Genomic DNA, 17430 nt, shown 5'->3' with positions numbered 1-17430 from the left:
TTCGTCGTGGTGCGGTGGCTCAGAGAACGCGGACGTTCGCGGCCTGCAGGCCCTTCGGGCCCTCCTCGACGTCGAACTCGACCTTCTGGTCCTCGTTCAGCGTGCGGAAGCCGGACGTCTGGATCGCGCTGTAGTGCGCGAAGACGTCGGCTCCGCCGTCATCGGGGGCGATGAAGCCGAAGCCCTTGTCGGCGTTGAACCACTTGACGGTTCCGGTGGCCATGGTCTTTCTCCTTCAGCGAGTTCCGAGCGGCACTTCCGCCCGGTGGTCGCAGCTTTCACGTTCCACCGAACCGACCGAAGGGGCATTCCCGAGATCGTGGCCAAACAGTCAAAACCTTGCAACTGGCGAACAGCCTAGAGCACAGACGGCCCCCTCGGGGAGCCCGAAACTGCCACGCGAGATGAAAGTTGGGTAACACGTGGACCACACCTGACGTAGTCCTAAAGAACTAGTTGTTTATAGTCACATCGCACCAAAGTCAAGACTGTTGTTCCTCTCATGAAATACCTACCTTGACGTCAGTGCTGTCCCGCCCCACTCCGGCGGACAGCCGGGTGGGGCGACCCGGTCCCCGCCGTAGATCCCGAGGGGGAACCGTTCGTGAAGCGACTCATCATCGCGACGGCCGGCGTGGCGATGACGGCATCCATGGCCGTCATGGGCTCCACGTCTGTCAGCGCAACGCCCAGCAGCGGTGGCGGCGTGCCAGCCACCGCTCCGGTCGAGAAGGCCAGCGAGCCCGACCTGCCGCACCCGTTGGAGGACAAGCGCACGGCCCTGCGTGAGCAGGCCGTGTCGGCGGTCGTCGACGGGAAGCTGCAGCCCGAGACCGTCGCCGGCACCGAGGTCGTGCAGGTCGGCGAGGGTGCCGCGCCGCAGGACGCCGCTCTGGTCCAGAACGAGGACGCGCCCCAGGCGAAGCAGGCGGAGGCCCAGAAGAAGCCGAAGCAGGCCCAGTACGTCGAGCTCAGCCAGGAGCGCGCCGACAAGGTGTTCGTGATCCTCGCCGAGTTCGGTGACGAGCGGCACCCCGACTACCCGGACGCCGACACCGATCCGGCCACGCCCGGCCCGGAGCGCTTCGAGGGCCCGCTGCACAACACGATCGCCGAGCCCGACCGCACGAAGGACAACACGACCGTCTGGCAGGCGGACTACAACCGTGAGCACTACGAGAGCCTGTACTTCGGCACCGGCGACGGTGTCGAGTCGGTCAAGACGTACTACGAGAAGCAGTCCTCGGGTCGTTACACGGTCGACGGCGTGGTCTCGGACTGGGTCAAGGTTCCCTACAACACCGCCCGTTACGGCCGCGAGGACGCCGACACCTGGCAGCTCGTCGCCGACGCGCTCGAGGCGTGGGTCGCCGACCAGAAGGCGCAGGGTCAGACCGACGCGCAGATCGCCGCGACGATCGCCGAGTACGACGTCTACGACCGCTACGACTTCGACGGCGACGGTGACTTCAACGAGCCCGACGGCTACATCGACCACTTCCAGATCGTCCACGCCGGCCCCGGCGAGGAGGACGGCGACTCGTCGTACGGCGAGGACGCCATCTGGTCGCACCGCTGGTACGCCTTCCTGACCGATGCTGGCCTGACGGGCCCGGAGCAGAACAAGCTCGGCGGCACGCAGATCGGCTCGACCGGCGTGTGGGTCGGCGACTACACGATCCAGCCCGAGAACGGTGGCCTGTCGGTCTTCGTCCACGAGTACGGTCACGACCTCGGCCTGCCCGACGCCTACGACACCTCCGGAGGCGGCGACAACAACAACGAGCACTGGACCCTGATGGCCCAGAGCCGCCTCAACGCCGAGGGTGAACCGCTCGGCACGCGACCCGGTGACTTCGGGGCGTGGGAGAAGCTGCAGCTCGGCTGGCTCGACTACGAGGTCGTCGCGCACGACGACACCCGGACGCTGGACCTCGGGCCGCAGGAGTACAACACCAACCGTGCCCAGGCTGCGGTGGTGCCCCTGCCCGACAAGGAGGTCACGACCGACAACGGGGCTCCGTTCGCGGGGGAGAAGCAGTTCTTCTCCGGCTCCGGCGACGATCTGTCCAACACCCTGACGACCACGATCGACCTGACCGGCAAGACGGCCGCAACGCTGTCGGGCCAGGTGCGCTACGAGATCGAGGAGGGCTACGACTACCTGTACATCCAGGCCTCCACGGACGGTGGCGCGAACTGGACGTCGCTCGGCGGCACGATCGGTGGCGAGCCCATCGGCGAGGACACCTCAGGTCGTCCGGGCATCGACGGCGAGCAGGCCGAATGGGCTCCGCTCGAGGTTCCGCTCGACGCCTACGCCGGCCAGTCGGTGCAGGTGCAGTTCCTCTACAAGACCGACGGTGGCCTGGCGCTGCCGGGCTTCTTCGCCGACGACCTGACGGTCACGGCCGACGGAGAGGAGCTGTCGAAGGACGGCGCCGAGGTCGAGGGCGGAGCGTGGGCCGGTGACGGCTTCACTGCCGTGGGTGCCGAGACGACCCAGCTGTACGACCACTTCTACATCATGGGAAACCGGTCGTACGTCGACTACGACCAGTACCTGAAGACGGGTCCGTACAACTTCGGGTTCGCCGACACCAAGCCTGACTGGGTCGAGCACTACCCGTACCAGGAGGGTCTGCTGATCTCGTACTGGGACACGTCCCAGCTCGACAACAACACGAGTCAGCACCCGGGTCAGGGGCGCAACCTGATCATCGACTCCCGTCCGGTCCCGGACATCAACCTCTGGACGGGTGCCCCCTGGCGGGCTCGGATCCAGGTGTACGACGCGCCGTTCTCCAAGAAGAAGGCGGACACGTTGTCGCTGCACTGGAACGGCAAGGAGTCGAAGATCCGTGGTGACGCCGCGGCGCCCACCTTCGACGACACCGCGAAGTACTTCTACGACTCGCTGCCCAACCACGGCGTCAAGCTCCCGGCCACCGGGTTCTCGGTCACCGTGACCAAGCAGAACGGCACCAACATGACGGTGAAGTTCAACCAGTAGGGCAGCCAGGACGACTCGGCGCCGGCCTCCTCGGGGAGGTCGGCGCCGAGCCGCGTCGGGACGCAGGTCAGCGGGAGTGGACGACCTCGTCGATCGCCCCGGACGCGCCACCGAACTCGTCGGCGACCTCGCCCCTGACGTCGTCGTCGGCCTCGGTGTGCGGGTGGCGCAGCTGCTCGTCGGCCACGGCGAGCGTGCGGTGGACCGTGCTCAGCACGGCAGCGGCCAGCAGCACCGCGACCGCGGCGATCGCGAACGGCACGTGGACCGAGCTGTGCTCCACGATGCGGCCGGCCGCGAAGGGGGCGAGGCCGCCGCCGATGAAGCGCACGAAGCCGTAGGCGGCCGAGGCCACGGGGCGCTCGACGGGGGAGACCGACATGACGGCCTGGGTCGTCAGGGTGTTGTTGATGCCGATCGCGATGCCGGCCGCGATGACGCAGCCCGCCATGATGCCGGCGTGCGTCGTCCAGATGGCCATGGCCGCGAGGTCGAGCGCGAACGCGCTGAAGGCGATGTAGAGCGTGACGGCCGTGCCCAGGCGGTCTTGGAGCCAGGGCGCTCCGACGACCGAGAAGAAGGCCACCAGGAGTCCCCAGCAGAAGAAGACGAGGCCGAGCTGGGTGATGCCGAGGTCCATGGGGAACGGGGCGTAGCCGAGCATCGTGAAGAAGCCCCAGTTGTAGAGCAGGGCCGCGATGCTGAGCGTCAGCAGGCCGCGGTGCCGCAGCGCCTTCAGCGGCGCGGCGAGGGAGGTGCGCTCCGGCGGACGTCCGGTGTCGGGCAGGCGCCAGGCGATCGCGACGAGGGCGATCGTCATGAGCACGGCGACGCCGTAGAACGGCCCGCGCCAGCTGATGTTGCCCAGCACGCCGCCCAGCAGCGGGCCGGCGGCGATGCCGAGGCCGAGGGCGGCCTCGTACAGGATGATCGCGCCGGCGAACCCGCCTCGGGCGCTGGAGACGATGGCCGACAGCGAGGTCGCGATGAACAGGGCGTTGCCGAGCCCCCAGCCCGCGCGGAAGGCGACGATGCCCTCGATCGAGCCGGACGAGCCGGCGGCGGCCGCGAACACGATGATCAGGACCAGGCCGATGATCAGGGTGCGCTTGGCGCCGAAGCGGCTCGACACGGCGTTGGTGACCAGCATCGCGACGGCGGTGACGACCAGGTAGCTCGTGAAGAGCAGCGTCACCTGGCTCTCGCTCGCCTCGAGCGAGTCGCGCAGGGCGGGCAGGATCGGGTCGACCAGGCCGATGCCCATGAAGGACACGACGCAGGCGAACGCGACGGCGTAGACCGCCGCCGGTTGTGAGGTGAGGGAGGACCGCTCGGACATGCGACTCCTTGGGAGGTGAATAGGTTGCTTTACGCAACTACTTAACCACGGCAAGGATCGCGGGGCACGCCCGGACCGGGTGGTCAGGGCGTGGCGTCGATCACCTCAGAGGTCGTACTCGACCACGAGCGGGGCGTGGTCGGACCAGCGCTCGGCCCAGCTGACCGCACGGTCGACGACGGCCGAGGTGGCGGAGGCTCCGAGCTCGGGGGTGGCCATCTGGTAGTCGATGCGCCAGCCCGTGTCGTTGTCGAACGCCTGCCCGCGCATGGACCACCAGGTGTAGGGGCCGTCGACCTCGCCGGCGAGGCGGCGGGCGACGTCGACCCACTCGAGCTCGCCGAAGAAGCGGTCGAAGTACTCGCGCTCCTCGGGCAGGAAGCCGGCCTTCTTGACGTTGCCCTTGGCGTTGCGGATGTCGAGCGGGGTGTGGGCGACGTTGAGGTCACCCGTGACGACGGCGTGACCCGCCGCACGCAGCTCGGCCATGCGCGTGGTCATGTTCTGGAGGAAGCGGTACTTCTCCTCCTGGCGGGGCGTGCCGGCCTCGCCCGAGTGCACGTACGCCGAGACGACCGTGACGGTGGTGTCGCCGTGGGGCACGTCGGCCTCGATCCAGCGCCCGGCGTCGTCGAACCCCTCACCGACGCCGACCCGCACCGCGGTGGGCTCGGCGCGGCTCAGCACGGCCACGCCGGCGCGACCCTTGGCCGCGGCCTCGGTGTGCGCGACGTGGTAGCCGGTCTCGGCGAGCAGTTCGCGCACGAGGTCGTCGGGAGCCCGCACCTCCTGCAGGGTCACGATGTCGCAGTCGCGGTCGGCGAGGAACTCGGCGAGCCCGGAGGACTGGCCCCGGTTCTTGTTCCACGCAGCGCGGATGCCGTTGACGTTCACAGTGGCGAGACGGAGCACGCGCACCACCGTAACGACCCGGTCCGACACGCGGAGTTCGAGGGGTGAACACCCGTGACGTGGGCCCGCCCGGGCGGTACTGTCAGGACCCGACCGACTCCTCTTAGGAAGAAATCAGGTACCCGCAGTGGATCTCTCGAAGATCAACCCGCTCAGCCTTGGCGCCCTCGTCGCCGGTGTGCTCACGATCATTCTCTCGTTCATCCCGTCCTTCGTGACGGCCTCGGTCGACTCCGACCTGGCCGGCATCGACTACTCCAGCGGCACGAACGCGTGGGACGGCTTCGGCGTGCTCGCCGTGCTGCTGATCGTCGTCGCCACCGCCGCGATCGCCGTCAAGGTCTTCGCTCCGCAGGTGATCCCGGCCGGAGTCCCGATCAGCCTGATCGCGGCCGCTGCGGCGGGTCTCGGCACGCTGCTGCTGATCCTGCGCGCCTTCACCTACTCGGGTGGCTTCGGCGTCGACGTCGGCCCCGGCTGGTCGGCCTTCGTCATCTTCATCACCGCGATCGCCCTGACGGTCCTGGCCGCCCTGGGCTTCAAGGAGTCGGGCGAGAAGGTCCCGGACTTCAACAACGGTGGCGGTCAGCCGCCCGCGGGTCCGACGCCTCCGGCGCCGCCGACCTCGGGCCCGACGCCGCCCGCCCCGCCGGCCGGCCCCACGCCGCCCGCGCCCCCGGCTCCCTGAGCCAGGTCGCAGCTAGCCGCTGACCGAGCGCCCGCCCTTCACGCCGTGAAGGGCGGGCGCTCGTCCATGCGCAGGGACTGACGTCCGGCCCAGCGCCACAGGCGGGCCGTGAGGTCGCGGTCCTCCTCGGTCACGAGGTTGCCCATGACGCGCAGGGCCACCGTCATCAGGCGGTGCGACCGCATGCCGACGGGTCCGGCGACGGGGAGCAGGCGGGGGACCGTGAGCAGCCCTGCCAGGCGCCGCGCGATCGAGAACGCCTCGCCGTAGTGGGTCGTCAGCAGGTGCGGCCACGCGACGTCGAGCCGGTCCTCGTGCAGGAGCAGCTCGGCCCCGACGCGTCCGGTCTCGAGGCCGTAGTCGATGCCCTCGCCGTTGAGCGGGTTGACGCAGCCGGCGGCGTCGCCGACCAGGATCCAGTTGGGTCCGGCGACCCCGGAGACCGCTCCGCCCATCGGAAGCAGCGCGCTCGTGGGGGCCCGCAGCTCGCCGGCGAGGTCCCACTCCTCGCGTCGCAGCGTCGCGTAGTACTCCATCAGCGGGCGGATCTGCAGGTCCGCCGGACGCTTGGCGGTGGCGAGGGCGCCGACCCCGAGGTTGACCTCGCCCTGCGCACTGCCCAGCGGGAAGATCCAGCCGTACCCGGGCAGGAGGTCGTCGTCCGGGCCGCGCAGCTCGAGGTGCGAGCTGATCCACGGGTCGTCGGCGCGCGTCGACTTCACGTAGGAGCGGCCGGCGATGCCGTAGGCCGTCTCGCGGTGCCACTCGCGGCCGAGGGCCTTGCCAAGCGAGGACTTGACCCCGTCGGCGACGACGAGCCGGTCGCAGAAGATCGTGTGGGGCGTGCGCTCCTTGCCCAGGAGCAGGTGCACCGCGGTGACGCGTCCGCGACTGTCGCGGTCGACGTCGACCTCGCGGGCCTGGCCGATGCCGGTGGCGCCGGAGTCGAGGGCGACCTGGCGGATGCGGTCGTCGAGCTCGGTGCGCGGCACGGCCGAGCCGTGGTCGGGCAGGGAGCCGCCGGGCCAGGGGAGCAGCAGCTCGACGCCGAAGCCGGCCGCGCGCAGGCCGCGGTTGCGGGTGTGGGTGCGGACCCAGTCGCCGAGACCGAGCCGGTCGAGCTCGGCGATGGCCCGGGGCGTGAGGCCGTCGCCGCAGGTCTTGTCGCGCGGGAACGCCGCCGCGTCGACCAGGACGACGTCGAGCCCGGCCCGCGCGGCCCAGGCTGCTGCGGCGGACCCAGCGGGGCCGGCGCCGATCACGAGGACGTCGGTACGACTCGGCAGGGACATGGGAGCGATTGTTCCAGAGCCTGCGAAGATGTGACGGTGACAACCCCGACCGCCCCGCAGACCTCAGCTCCCTCCGACGTCCGGTTCGCCTCGCGGGGGTCGTCGCACTACGACGTCCTGCTGGCCCTGTTCGTCGTGGTCCTGGTCGTCTCCAACATCGCCGCGACCAAGAGCATCGAGTTCGGCTCGGGCTCGTGGAGCATCGGGTCGCTGCAGCTGTGGCCGATCGTGACCGACGGCGGGGCGTTCCTGTTCCCGCTCGCCTACATCGTCGGCGACGTCATCAGCGAGGTGTACGGCTTCAAGGCGGCTCGCCGGGCCGTGCTGACGGGCTTCGGTGCGGCGATCCTGGCGGCGTTCACGTTCTGGCTCGTGCAGATCGCGCCGGGCGCGAGCTTCTACGAGAACCAGGACGCCTTCGAGAGCGTCGCGGGACCGGTCGCGCAGATCGTCCTCGCCAGCGTCACGGGCTACGTCGTCGGCCAGCTCCTGAACTCCTGGGTCCTCGTGAAGATGAAGGCGCGCACGCAGGAGAAGGGCCTGGTCGGCCGCCTGGCCGCCTCGACCGGGGTCGGCGAGATGGCCGACACGTTCCTGTTCTGCGCCATCGCCGCGAGCGCCATCGGCATCACGTCGATGGGCGTGTTCTGGAACTACTTCGTGGTCGGCGTGATCTACAAGGTCGCGGTCGAGCTGATCGTCATGCCGCTGACCGTCGCGGTCATCGCCTGGCTCAAGCGCCGCGAGCCGACGTACTGAGGGTTCGCCGGTCGCTGACGGCCGTGCGCGGTTGCTGACACGCGGGCAAGGACGACGCAGCGGGGGCGCGGGCAGGTCTGATGCCTTGCGGCTGCCATGGCGACCGCAATGCATCAACCCCAGGCCGGACCGGAACCCTCACCCCCGCGCGTAGCGCGCCAGGAAGTCGTCGCGGACGTCGGTGTACGTCCCGTCGGTGATGCTCGCGCGGATGCGGTCGACGAGGGTCACGACGAAGTGCTCGTTGTGGATCGTGCCGAGTGTCGCGCCGAGGTACTCGCCGGTCTTGTAGAGGTGGTGCAGATAGGCGCGCGAGTAGTTCTGGCACGTGTAGCAGGTGCAGTCGGCGTCGATCGGGTCGAAGCTCCGCTTGTTGGCGGCGACCTTGAGGTTGAACCAGCCGTCGGCGGCGTAGAGGCGCGACTTGCGGGCGACGCGCGACGGGTTGACGCAGTCGAACGTGTCGCAGCCCGACTCGATCGCGGTGAAGAAGTCCTCCGGCTCGCCGATGCCGAGCAGGTGGCGCGGCTTCTCGTCGGGGAGCTCGTCGGTGACCCAGGCCGTGATGGTGCCGAGGTTCTCCTTCTCGATCGCGCCGCCGATCCCGTAGCCGTCGAAGCCGTGCCCGTCGACCTCCAGCTCCGCCAGGTCGCGTGCCGCCTTGCGGCGCAGGTCCTCGTGCTGCGCGCCCTGCACCACGCCGAACAGCGCCTGGTACGGCTTGCCCGCCCGCTCGGCGGTCAGCCGCTGGTGCTCGACGACGCAGCGGCGCGCCCACGCCTGGGTGCGGTCCAGCGAGAGCTCCTGGTACCCGCGGGTGTTCATCAACGTCGTCAGCTCGTCGAACGCGAAGATGATGTCCGCGCCCAGCTGGTGCTGGATCTGCATCGACACCTCGGGGGTGAAGCGGTGGCGCGAGCCGTCCAGGTGGCTCTTGAAGGTCACCCCGTCGTCGTCGACGACCGCGAGGCGGTCCTTGCCCTCGGCGATGACGTCGTCGGACGTGACGCCCTTCGCGTCCATCGCGAGGGTCTTCTTGAAGCCGGCGCCCAGGCTCAGCACCTGGAACCCGCCGGAGTCGGTGAACGTGGGGCCCGGCCAGTTCATGAAGCGGCCGAGACCGCCGGCCTCGTCGACCACGTCGGCGCCGGGCTGCAGGTACAGGTGGTAGGCGTTCGCGAGCAGGGCCTGCGCGCCGAGCTCGGTCATCGTCTCGGGCAGCACGGCCTTGACCGTCGCGCGCGTGCCGACCGGGATGAACGCGGGCGTCGCGATCGGCCCGTGCGGGGTCGAGATCACGCCGGTGCGGGCGCGGGAGTCCTGGGCCTGGCTCGTGATCTCGAACATGAGGTCAGTCAAGCAGTCGGTCCACCGCGGGCCACACGGCAGCGAGCGTGAGGCCGAGCAGCACCAGGTTCCAGACCACGGCCGGAACGTGGGTCAGGCGCGCCAGCACGTCGGCGTCGCTCGTCGCGGCACGGCTGCGCCGGCGGTGCGAGAACAGCTCGACGACGGTGCGGGGTCCGGCGAGCAGCCAGAACCACGCCGCCGCCTCGACGACCCGGACCTGCCACAGGGGATCGGCCCGGTACGCCGTCAGACCGACGGCGGCGCCGGCGAGCAGCACGACCAGCAGGCCGAAGCCGTTGCGGATGAAGACGAGCGTCAGGGCGAGCAGGCCGAGGGCGACCCAGAGCGCCTCCTGCACCCAGCCGGCGTGGACCGCGCCGATCAGGGCGAGCCCGACGACCGACGGGGCGAGGTAGCCCGCCGCCGCCGTCGCGACCATGCCCGGTCCCCGCGGCTTCCCGCGCGAGACGGTGAGGCCGGAGGTGTCGGCGTGGAGGCGGATGCCGTTCAGCCGTCGCCCGGTCAGCACCGCGACCCCGGCGTGCCCGAGCTCGTGCACCAGCGTCACGGCGTGGCGGGTGAGACGCCACGCCGTGGGCACGGCCACGAGGGCCGCGCCCACGGCGGGCGGGATCCAGACGGACTCAAGCAGGGTCGACCAGCTCGATCCGGTGGGCGTCGCTGGCGCTGACGCCGAGCCCCGCGGCAATGCGGTGCTGCGCAGCACCCTCGCGGTGGCGGCTCTGCCGGTCGAGGCACAGGCCGAGCGCGGAGCGTGCCCAGGCGCTGGTGGGCTCGAGCTCGACCAGGCGGCGGAAGGCCTCCTCAGCGGGCTCGAGGTGCGCCGCGGCGAAGTGGGCGCGGCCCACGAGCTCCCACGCACCGGCGTGGTCCGGCTCGGCGTCGACGACCTTCGCCAGGACCCGAGCGGCCTCCCGCGGGAAGCGCGACGACAACAGCTCCTCGCCGTACCGGAAGGCCTCGTAGACCTCCAGTGAGGCGATCGTCTCCTCGGTGATGGTGGGCTTCATGTAGATGGTCATGGTGCTCCTCCTTCCGAGGCGCTGTGCGGGGTTCGACCCGTCCAACCATCATGCAACCGTGGTTGTTCCCAGCGTGTCGGGCCCGTGGTGCTCGGCCGAACTGTCGGTGGCCACGACCAGACTGACGGCATGGACCTCCTGATCGGACTCGTCGTCGGACTCGTGCTGGGCGTCGCCCTCGGTGCGCTCGCAGTCATGGCGCGGGCGTCGGCCTCGGCGGCCACGGCGGCCACGGCGGCCGGGCTGCGCGAGCAGGTCGAGGTGCTGCGCGCCCAGGCCCAGGCCACGGCCCGCACCGATGCCGACGAGGGGCTCGTGCTGCAGGCGCTGGCCCCCGTGCACGAGACGCTGCGCACGATGCAGAAGACCGTCAGCGACCTCGAGCAGCAGCGACACGCCCAGCACGGCCAGCTCGCCGAGCAGCTGCGCCACACGCAGGCCACCGCCGAGCGCTCCCGCGAGGCCGCCGAGGCGCTCGCCTCGGCCATGAGCAACAACAGCGCCCGCGGCGTGTGGGGCGAGACCCAGCTCCGCACGCTGGTCGAGTCGGCGGGTCTCCTGCACCGGGTCGACTTCGACACCCAGGCCACGATCTCCGCCGAGAGCGGCATGCGCCGACCCGACATGGTGCTGCACCTTCCCGGCGGCAAGTGCATGGCGGTCGACGCCAAGGCCCCGCTCACCGCCTTCCTCCAGGCCGGGGCCGGGGGAGCGGTCGACCGTGACGCGCTGCTCACCGAGCACGCCAAGGCCGTGCGCGCGCACGTCGACGCCCTCGCGGCCAAGCAGTACTGGACGGGCCTGGAGTCCAGCCCCGAGTTCACGATCGCGTTCATCCCCAGCGAGCCCGTGCTGGCCGCGGCGCTCGAGCGCGACCCGTCGCTGCTCGAGCACGCGTTCGCGCGCCGCATCGTGCTGGCCTCGCCGGTCAGCCTGTGGGCGGTGCTCAAGACCGTCGCGCTCACCTGGCAGCAGCAGGCGCTCAGCGACGATGCCCGCCAGCTGCTCATGGTCGGCAAGGAGCTCTACGGCCGGCTCTCCACGATGAGCGACCACGCCGACAAGCTGCGTCGCTCGCTCACGACCACGGTCGAGAGCTACAACCGCTTCGCGAGCTCGCTGGAGTCCCGGGTGCTCGTCACGGCGCGCAAGCTCGACGTGCTCGACGAGTCCACCGTCATCGGCACCCCCGGCCTGGTCGATGTCGAGCCGAAGGCCCTCGTCCAGCCCGAGCTCGTGCCAGGGGAGCCCGCGGAGAGGTAGAGCTCGCGCGCGCCGTGGTGACCGACACGCGGCACGGACCACGCGTGGGGCCCTGCCGCCGGTCACCTGACCGCCCTGGACCCGAGACGATGCATTGCGGTGGCGGGCGCTACCCGGATGCATCGTCTCCGGTCACCGCGGCGGGTGCCGAGCCACCGGACCGTGGTCCATGCCGCGTGTCCGGCACCGCCGCGAACCGTGGCGTGGCTCGGTGACCTAGCGCAGGGCTTGGTCGAGGTCGGCGAGGAGGTCGACGACGTCCTCGATGCCGACCGAGAGGCGCACGAGGTCGTCGGGCACCTCCAGCGCCGATCCGGCGGTCGAGGCGTGGGTCATGGCACCGGGGTGCTCGATCAGTGACTCGATGCCGCCCAGGCTCTCGGCGAGCGTGAACAGCTCGACGCGACGGCACAGGTCGAGGGCCGCCTCGCGGCCGCCGGCCAGGCGGATCGAGATCATGCCGCCGAAGCGGCGCATCTGCCGCGCCGCGACCTCGTGACCCGGGTGGTCCGGGAGACCGGGGTACAGGACCTGCGAGATCGCCGGGTGCCGGGTCAGGTCGTCCACGACCGCCTCGGCGTTGGTGCAGTGCTGCTCCATCCGCACCGCGAGGGTCTTCGCGCCCCGCAGCGTCAGGTAGGCGTCGAACGGTCCGGCGACCGCGCCGGCGCCGTTCTGCAGGAAGCCGAAGCCGGCGTCGAGCTCCTCGTCGGAGGTCAGCAGTGCGCCGCCCACCACGTCGGAGTGGCCACCGATGTACTTCGTCGTCGAGTGCAGCACGACGTCGGCGCCCAGCGCGAGCGGCTGCTGCAGGTAGGGCGAGGCGAACGTGTTGTCGACGACGAACCGGGCACCCGCCGACTGCGCGATGCCGGAGATCGCCGCGATGTCACCGATCGACAGCAGCGGGTTGGTGGGCGTCTCGATCCAGACGACCTTCGTCGCCGGCGTGACGGCGGCCGCGATCGCGTCGAGGTCGCCGACAGCGGCCGGCGTGTAGGTGATGCCCCACTGCGAGAAGACCTTGTCGATCAGGCGGAACGTGCCGCCGTACGCGTCGTCGGGGATCACGATGTGGTCGCCCGGACGCAGCAACGTGCGCAGGGCCGTGTCGGTGGCGGCCATGCCGGAGGCGAACGCGCGGCCGTGCGCGGCGCCCTCCAGCGACGCCAGCGCACCCTCGAGCGCGGTGCGCGTGGGGTTGCCGGTGCGGCCGTACTCGTAGCCGTCGCGCAGCCCGCCGACGCCGTCCTGCGCGAACGTGGAGCTGGCGACGATCGGCGGGTTGACCGCGCCGTGGCCCGGGTCCGGCGTGTAGCCCGCGTGGATCGCCCGGGTCGCGAAGCCCTCGGCCTCGAGTCGCTCCTCGTGGTCGCTCATACGTGCACTCCCAGCAGGTCGTGGCGGGTCAGGACGCCGAGCGGCTTGCCGTCCTCGATCACCATGACGGCGTCGTTCTCCGAGAGCAGCTCCTGGGCCGTGTCGAGCCTCTCACCCGAACCGAGGAGGGGCAGGGGGGCTTCCATGTGCTGGGACACGGGGTCGGTCAGCTGCGCGCGGCCCTCGTAGACCGCGCTGAGCAGGGCGCGCTCGCTGACGCTGCCCGCGACCTCGCCGATCACGACCGGCGGCTCGGGGCCGACGACGGGCATCTGCGAGACGCCGTACTCGTGCAGGATGCTGATCGCGTCGCGGATCGTCTCCTGCGGGTGCGTGTGCACCAGGGCCGGCATCGCGCCCGACTTGCGTCGCAGCACCTCGCCGACCGTGGGAACTGCGGTGCGCGTCGGGTCGAGCGGCTCGCGCAGGAAGCCGTACGAGCTCATCCAGTCGTCGTTGAAGATCTTCGACAGGTATCCGCGGCCGCCGTCCGGGAGCAGCACCACGACGACCGCGTCGGGGCCCTCGCGCTCGGCGACCTGCTGGGCCGCCACGGCGGCCATGCCGCACGAGCCACCGACCAGCAGACCCTCCTCGCGGGCCAGGCGACGCGTCATGTCGAACGAGTCGGCGTCGGTGACGGCGATGATCTCGTCCGGGATCGCCGGGTCGTAGGCGCTGGGCCAGAAGTCCTCGCCGACGCCCTCGACGAGGTACGGGCGTCCCGTGCCGCCGGAGTAGACCGAGCCGACGGGGTCGACGCCGATGACCTTCACGCGCCCGCCGGAGACCTCCTTGAGGTACTTGCCGGCACCGCTGATCGTGCCGCCCGTGCCGATGCCGGCGACGAAGTGCGTGACCGTGCCGTCGGTGTCGGCCCAGATCTCCGGACCGGTCGTCTCGTAGTGCGACTGGGGACCGGCTGGGTTGGAGTACTGGTCGGGCTTCCACCCGCCCTCGGTCTCGCGGACGAGCCGGTCGGAGACGTTGTAGTAGCTGTCGGGATGCTCGGGCGGCACCGCCGTGGGGCACACGACGACCTGGGCGCCGTACGCCATCATCGTGTTCCGCTTGTCCTCGCTGACCTTGTCGGGGCACACGAAGATGCAGCTGTAGCCCCGCTGCTGGGCGACGATCGCCAGGCCCACGCCCGTGTTGCCCGACGTGGGCTCGATGATCGTGCCGCCGGGCTTCAGGGCGCCGGACTTCTCGGCGTCGTCGATCATCTTGACGGCGATGCGGTCCTTCGCGCTGCCGCCCGGGTTGAGGTACTCGATCTTGGCCGCGAGCACGCCGGCACCGGGTGCGACGACCCGGTTCAGGCGCACCAGCGGGGTGCCGCCGATGAGGTCGACCACGTGGTTCGCGATGCGCATGGCTCCATCATGCCCCGGTCGTGATCGACCTCGCCCGGGCGGTGGGGGCGACCAGCACGAAGGCCACCAGTGCGAGCGCCACGGTGATGACGCTGGCGACCAGGCCGACGATCCCGACCTGCAGCACGACGGTCGCGACGACGAGCGAGGTCAGGGCGATCCACAGCGACGTGACGATGCCGTGGGCGTGCCGGGCGAGTGCGTCCCAGACCAGCAGGTTGACGATCGAGAGCAGGGACCCGGCCAGGACGAACATCCACAGCCGGTCGGCGATCTCGGCGTACTGGTCGCCGCCGACCGCGACGAGCGCGAGGCGGGGGAGCAGGGCGGTCGCGACGGTCGCGAGCAGCCCGAGGACGGCCACCCCGAGGACGGCCCGATGGCGCGACCGTGACGTCTCGTCGCGGGCCAGGAGGGGGAAGAACACGATCGACACGAACTGCGGCAGGAACACCGCGGCCTTCGACAGGATCAGTCCGGCGCTGTACAGACCGGAGTCGTGCGGGCTGAGGAGGAGCCGGGCGAGGAGCGCGTCGGCGTTGCCCAGGGCGTAGAACGCCAGAAGGGCGTGCGAGCCGAGCACGGCCTCGCGCAGGAACGGGCGCCTGCTCTCGGGCGGACCGTCGGCGGAGCGGCGGCGCAGCTGCGGAAGACCGGCGAGCACGGGGGCCCAGGAGCCGATCGCGAGACCGATCAGGCAGGACGTGACGGAGGGGTCGATCACCATGGCGCCGCCACCGAACACGAGGCGCCCGAACCCGTTGGCCAGGTAGATCGCCGCGAGCGAGCCCCAGCGCTCCGCTCCCTGGGCGACGCCGGCCATCGCGCCCATGATCGTCAGGGGGACGAGGGTGGCACCGGTCAGCAGGGCCGGCCAGATCGAGCCGAGGTCCAGCGCGCCGACGAGCGCGACGGTCACGAGGCCCGTGAGCAGGCCCGTGCCGAGCGCGATCGCCACGGAGACGCGTGCGACGGTGCCGATCGTCGCCTCGCGCTGGTCGGGCGCGACGGCGATCCGTCGTGCGGTCACGGCCTGCAGGCTCAGGGCGACGACGGTGCCGATCTGGAGGATGCCGAGCAGGGCCGTCACGGCACCGAGGTCGCGCGGGACGAGCAGCCGGGCCGCCACGATCGTCATGCCGTAGGCGGCCGCGTTCGCGCCGATCATGCCGGCTGCGACGACGGTGCTCCCCGACAGCAGTCCTCCGGCGCGTCTCACGCGCCCACCGTAGGTGACGTCAGGTCTAGGGTGAGCGCCGTGAGTCATCGGTGGCGCGACCTGATCGTGGTGCAGTGGTCGTTGCTGCTGGCGCTCGTCGTCGCCCTGCCCTGGCGTGGCAGCGGATTCCTGCTGTCGTACGACATGGTCTGGATTCCGAGCTGGACGCTCGACCGGCACGACCTGTGGGGCGTCGGCACCGCGGTGCCGCGCGCCGTCCCGTCGGACGGGGTGATCGCGCTGCTGTCGGAGGTCGTCGACCCGGTGGTCCTGCAGCGCGCCGTCCTGATCGGGGCGATCGCCCTCGGCGGCGTGGGTGCGGCGCGCCTGGTCGACCACTGCGGGCTCGGCGTGCGGCTCGTGGCGGCGACGTACGCGCTCTGGAACCCCTTCGTGGCCGAGCGGCTCGTGCTCGGACAGTGGCCCGTGCTGGTGGCGCTGGCCTGCTTCCCGTGGATCGTCGTCGCGGTCCGCGATCCGAAGGCGGTGCGCGGCGTCGTGCTGACGCTGGCGCTGGCCGGGACGGCGCTGTCGGTCGCGACCGGGATCATGGGCCTGGTCGTGGCGCTGGTCGCCGGCTGGCGGTCGGGCGTCCTGCGCATCGTGCTGCTCGCTCTGCTCGTGAACGCTCCGTGGATCGTCGCCACGGTGACGCGCTTCGAGCCGGTCACGAGCGATCCTGACGGGGTCACGGCGTTCGCCGCGCAGTCAGAGGGACCGCTCGGTCGTCTCGGCGCCCTGCTGTCGCTCGGCGGCATCTGGAACTCGGAGGTCGTCCCCAGCTCGCGCACCACGGTGGTCTCGGCCGTGCTGGTCGTGGTGCTGCTGCTCGTCGTGGTGCTCGGCGTCGTCCACTGGGCGCGCAGCGACCGTCGTCTCCTGGTGCCGCTCGCGGTGCTTGCGGTCGTCGGGCATGCGATCGCCGCCTGGGGATGGCTCGCGCCGGGAACGCTCGAGGACCTCATCGCCTGGCAGGGCGCCACCGGGGTGCTGCGTGACGGCACCCGCTACCTGGCGCTCGCCGTCCCGTTCCATGCGCTGGCCCTGGCCCACGGCGCCGGCTTCCTCGGCGCCCGGGTCGGCTCGCTCGCGCAGGACGTGCGCTGGTCGGTCGTCGGGGTGGTGGCGGTCCTCGCCCTGCCGCTGGCCGCGCTGCCCGACCTCGCCAACGGTGTCGGTGGTCGGCTGACGCCCGTCGAGTACCCGGCCTCGTGGGAGACGGCCGCGGCCACGATCGAGTCCAGCACCGTGCGCGGCGACCTGCTCGTGCTGCCGTTCGCGCCGTACCGGGCGCCGTCGTGGAACGAGAGTCGTCCCGTGCTGGACCCCGCCGGTCGGTACTTCGACCGCGACACCGTGGTCGACGACGCCCTGACCGTCTCGGACGTGACGCTCGCCGGGGAGGACCCGCGAGCAGCGGACGTCGCCGCGGTCCTCGACGACCCGGCGTCGACCTCGGTCGACCTCGCGCGTCTCGGTCTCGGGGTCGTGCTCGTCGACGTCGAGGCCCCCGGCGGCAACGTCCTCCCGCCGGCGCTCTCGGGCGCCCGCGAGGTCGGGTCGCCCGACGCTGACCTGCGGGTCTTCGAGATCGACGGGGCCCGCCGGGTGGCGGCGACCGACGAGGTCGTCACCGCGGTGACGGTGGCGTGGTCCCTGGCCGCGCTGACCGTGGGACTCGCCCTCCTGGTCGCCCTGGCGCGCCTCCCGCGCCGGGTGCGGGACGCCGCCGCGGCCCTCGCGCGGCCGACCTGGACCTGACCTACCAACTGGTATCGTGACCTGTGTCATAGAGA

At 71.1% G+C, this 17430-nt stretch carries 15 protein-coding genes; 5 read left to right on the top strand and 10 right to left on the bottom strand.

Annotation, left to right across the window (positions count from 1 at the left end):
- Positions 1 to 19 precede the first annotated feature (19 nt).
- On the bottom strand, positions 20 to 223 hold the full coding sequence (locus ABD127_RS05940) for a cold-shock protein (protein WP_229053657.1): 204 nt from the start codon (positions 221 to 223) through the stop codon (positions 20 to 22).
- A 381-nt stretch (positions 224 to 604) separates the two neighbouring features.
- On the opposite strand from ABD127_RS05940, the gene ABD127_RS05935 reads away from it, so the two are divergent.
- A complete protein-coding gene (locus ABD127_RS05935; protein WP_344198735.1) occupies positions 605 to 3013 on the top strand; it encodes an immune inhibitor A domain-containing protein in 2409 nt (802 codons plus the stop codon).
- Positions 3014 to 3080: 67 nt separating this feature from the next.
- On the opposite strand, the gene ABD127_RS05930 is transcribed toward ABD127_RS05935, so the two are convergent.
- Positions 3081 to 4352: an MFS transporter gene (locus ABD127_RS05930; RefSeq protein WP_344198733.1), complete on the bottom strand. Its 1272-nt coding sequence runs from the start codon at positions 4350 to 4352 to the stop codon at positions 3081 to 3083.
- Between the two features lie 105 nt (positions 4353 to 4457).
- Complete coding sequence (locus ABD127_RS05925) at positions 4458 to 5264, bottom strand: exodeoxyribonuclease III (protein WP_344198731.1); 807 nt, start codon at positions 5262 to 5264, stop codon at positions 4458 to 4460.
- A 127-nt stretch (positions 5265 to 5391) separates the two neighbouring features.
- Between ABD127_RS05925 and ABD127_RS05920 the strand changes: the two genes are divergently transcribed.
- Positions 5392 to 5952, top strand: coding sequence for a hypothetical protein (locus tag ABD127_RS05920; protein ID WP_344198729.1), 561 nt, complete (start codon positions 5392 to 5394; stop codon positions 5950 to 5952).
- A 38-nt stretch (positions 5953 to 5990) separates the two neighbouring features.
- On the opposite strand, the gene ABD127_RS05915 is transcribed toward ABD127_RS05920, so the two are convergent.
- Positions 5991 to 7244, bottom strand: coding sequence for a geranylgeranyl reductase family protein (locus ABD127_RS05915; protein ID WP_344198727.1), 1254 nt, complete (start codon positions 7242 to 7244; stop codon positions 5991 to 5993).
- A 36-nt stretch (positions 7245 to 7280) separates the two neighbouring features.
- Between ABD127_RS05915 and ABD127_RS05910 the strand changes: the two genes are divergently transcribed.
- A complete protein-coding gene (locus ABD127_RS05910) occupies positions 7281 to 8003 on the top strand; it encodes a queuosine precursor transporter (RefSeq protein WP_344198725.1) in 723 nt (240 codons plus the stop codon).
- Positions 8004 to 8141: 138 nt separating this feature from the next.
- Here ABD127_RS05910 and tgt read toward each other — a convergent pair whose 3' ends face one another.
- Genes tgt through ABD127_RS05895 form a run of 3 tightly spaced genes read right to left on the bottom strand, consistent with a single transcriptional unit; the run spans position 8142 to position 10396 of the window.
- Positions 8142 to 9350 (bottom strand): tRNA guanosine(34) transglycosylase Tgt, encoded by a 1209-nt coding sequence (gene tgt / locus ABD127_RS05905; RefSeq protein WP_344198723.1) that lies wholly within the window; start codon positions 9348 to 9350, stop codon positions 8142 to 8144.
- A 4-nt stretch (positions 9351 to 9354) separates the two neighbouring features.
- Entirely contained in the window at positions 9355 to 9975 is a 621-nt protein-coding gene (locus ABD127_RS05900) for a M50 family metallopeptidase (protein WP_344198721.1), read from the bottom strand.
- A gap of 22 nt (positions 9976 to 9997) precedes the next feature.
- A complete protein-coding gene (locus ABD127_RS05895; protein ID WP_344198719.1) occupies positions 9998 to 10396 on the bottom strand; it encodes a tetratricopeptide repeat protein in 399 nt (132 codons plus the stop codon).
- A 129-nt stretch (positions 10397 to 10525) separates the two neighbouring features.
- Here ABD127_RS05895 and ABD127_RS05890 point away from each other — a divergent pair, with 129 nt between their 5' ends.
- A complete protein-coding gene (locus ABD127_RS05890) occupies positions 10526 to 11659 on the top strand; it encodes a DNA recombination protein RmuC (RefSeq protein ID WP_344198717.1) in 1134 nt (377 codons plus the stop codon).
- A 216-nt stretch (positions 11660 to 11875) separates the two neighbouring features.
- Here the strand turns inward: ABD127_RS05890 and ABD127_RS05885 are convergent, their stop codons facing one another.
- Genes ABD127_RS05885 through ABD127_RS05875 form a run of 3 tightly spaced genes read right to left on the bottom strand, consistent with a single transcriptional unit; the run spans position 11876 to position 15634 of the window.
- Positions 11876 to 13039 carry a cystathionine gamma-synthase gene (locus ABD127_RS05885; RefSeq protein WP_344198715.1) on the bottom strand — a complete coding sequence of 388 codons (1164 nt, stop codon included), beginning with the start codon at positions 13037 to 13039 and terminating at the stop codon, positions 11876 to 11878.
- Positions 13036 to 14415, bottom strand: coding sequence for a cystathionine beta-synthase (locus ABD127_RS05880; RefSeq protein WP_344198713.1), 1380 nt, complete (start codon positions 14413 to 14415; stop codon positions 13036 to 13038). Before ABD127_RS05880 ends, ABD127_RS05885 begins: the two co-directional genes overlap by 4 nt.
- Before the next feature lie 7 nt (positions 14416 to 14422).
- Positions 14423 to 15634, bottom strand: coding sequence for a lipopolysaccharide biosynthesis protein (locus tag ABD127_RS05875; RefSeq protein WP_344198711.1), 1212 nt, complete (start codon positions 15632 to 15634; stop codon positions 14423 to 14425).
- 39 nt (positions 15635 to 15673) lie between these two features.
- On the opposite strand from ABD127_RS05875, the gene ABD127_RS05870 reads away from it, so the two are divergent.
- Positions 15674 to 17395: an MmpA family trehalose lipid delivery protein gene (locus ABD127_RS05870; protein WP_344198708.1), complete on the top strand. Its 1722-nt coding sequence runs from the start codon at positions 15674 to 15676 to the stop codon at positions 17393 to 17395.
- The last annotated feature ends 35 nt before the right edge of the window (positions 17396 to 17430 follow it).

It is taken from the genome of Aeromicrobium alkaliterrae, assembly GCF_039529015.1.
GTDB classification, from domain to species: Bacteria; Actinomycetota; Actinomycetes; order Propionibacteriales; family Nocardioidaceae; genus Aeromicrobium; species Aeromicrobium alkaliterrae.
The sequence above is the reverse complement of the archived record's forward strand: the minus strand, read 5'-3'. Positions and strand labels throughout refer to the sequence as shown.

Bases quoted from the DNA above. Each gene is read 5' to 3' on its own strand.
- ABD127_RS05915 (WP_344198727.1), bottom strand. From the start codon at position 7,244: ATGTCCCTGCCGAGTCGTACCGACGTCCTCGTGATCGGCGCCGGCCCC.
- ABD127_RS05930 (WP_344198733.1), bottom strand. From the start codon at position 4,352: ATGTCCGAGCGGTCCTCCCTCACCTCACAACCGGCGGCGGTCTACGCC.
- ABD127_RS05940 (WP_229053657.1), bottom strand. From the start codon at position 223: ATGGCCACCGGAACCGTCAAGTGGTTCAACGCCGACAAGGGCTTCGGC.
- ABD127_RS05880 (WP_344198713.1), bottom strand. From the start codon at position 14,415: ATGCGCATCGCGAACCACGTGGTCGACCTCATCGGCGGCACCCCGCTG.
- ABD127_RS05885 (WP_344198715.1), bottom strand. From the start codon at position 13,039: ATGAGCGACCACGAGGAGCGACTCGAGGCCGAGGGCTTCGCGACCCGG.
- ABD127_RS05895 (WP_344198719.1), bottom strand. From the start codon at position 10,396: ATGACCATCTACATGAAGCCCACCATCACCGAGGAGACGATCGCCTCA.
- tgt (WP_344198723.1), bottom strand. From the start codon at position 9,350: ATGTTCGAGATCACGAGCCAGGCCCAGGACTCCCGCGCCCGCACCGGC.
- ABD127_RS05890 (WP_344198717.1), top strand. From the start codon at position 10,526: ATGGACCTCCTGATCGGACTCGTCGTCGGACTCGTGCTGGGCGTCGCC.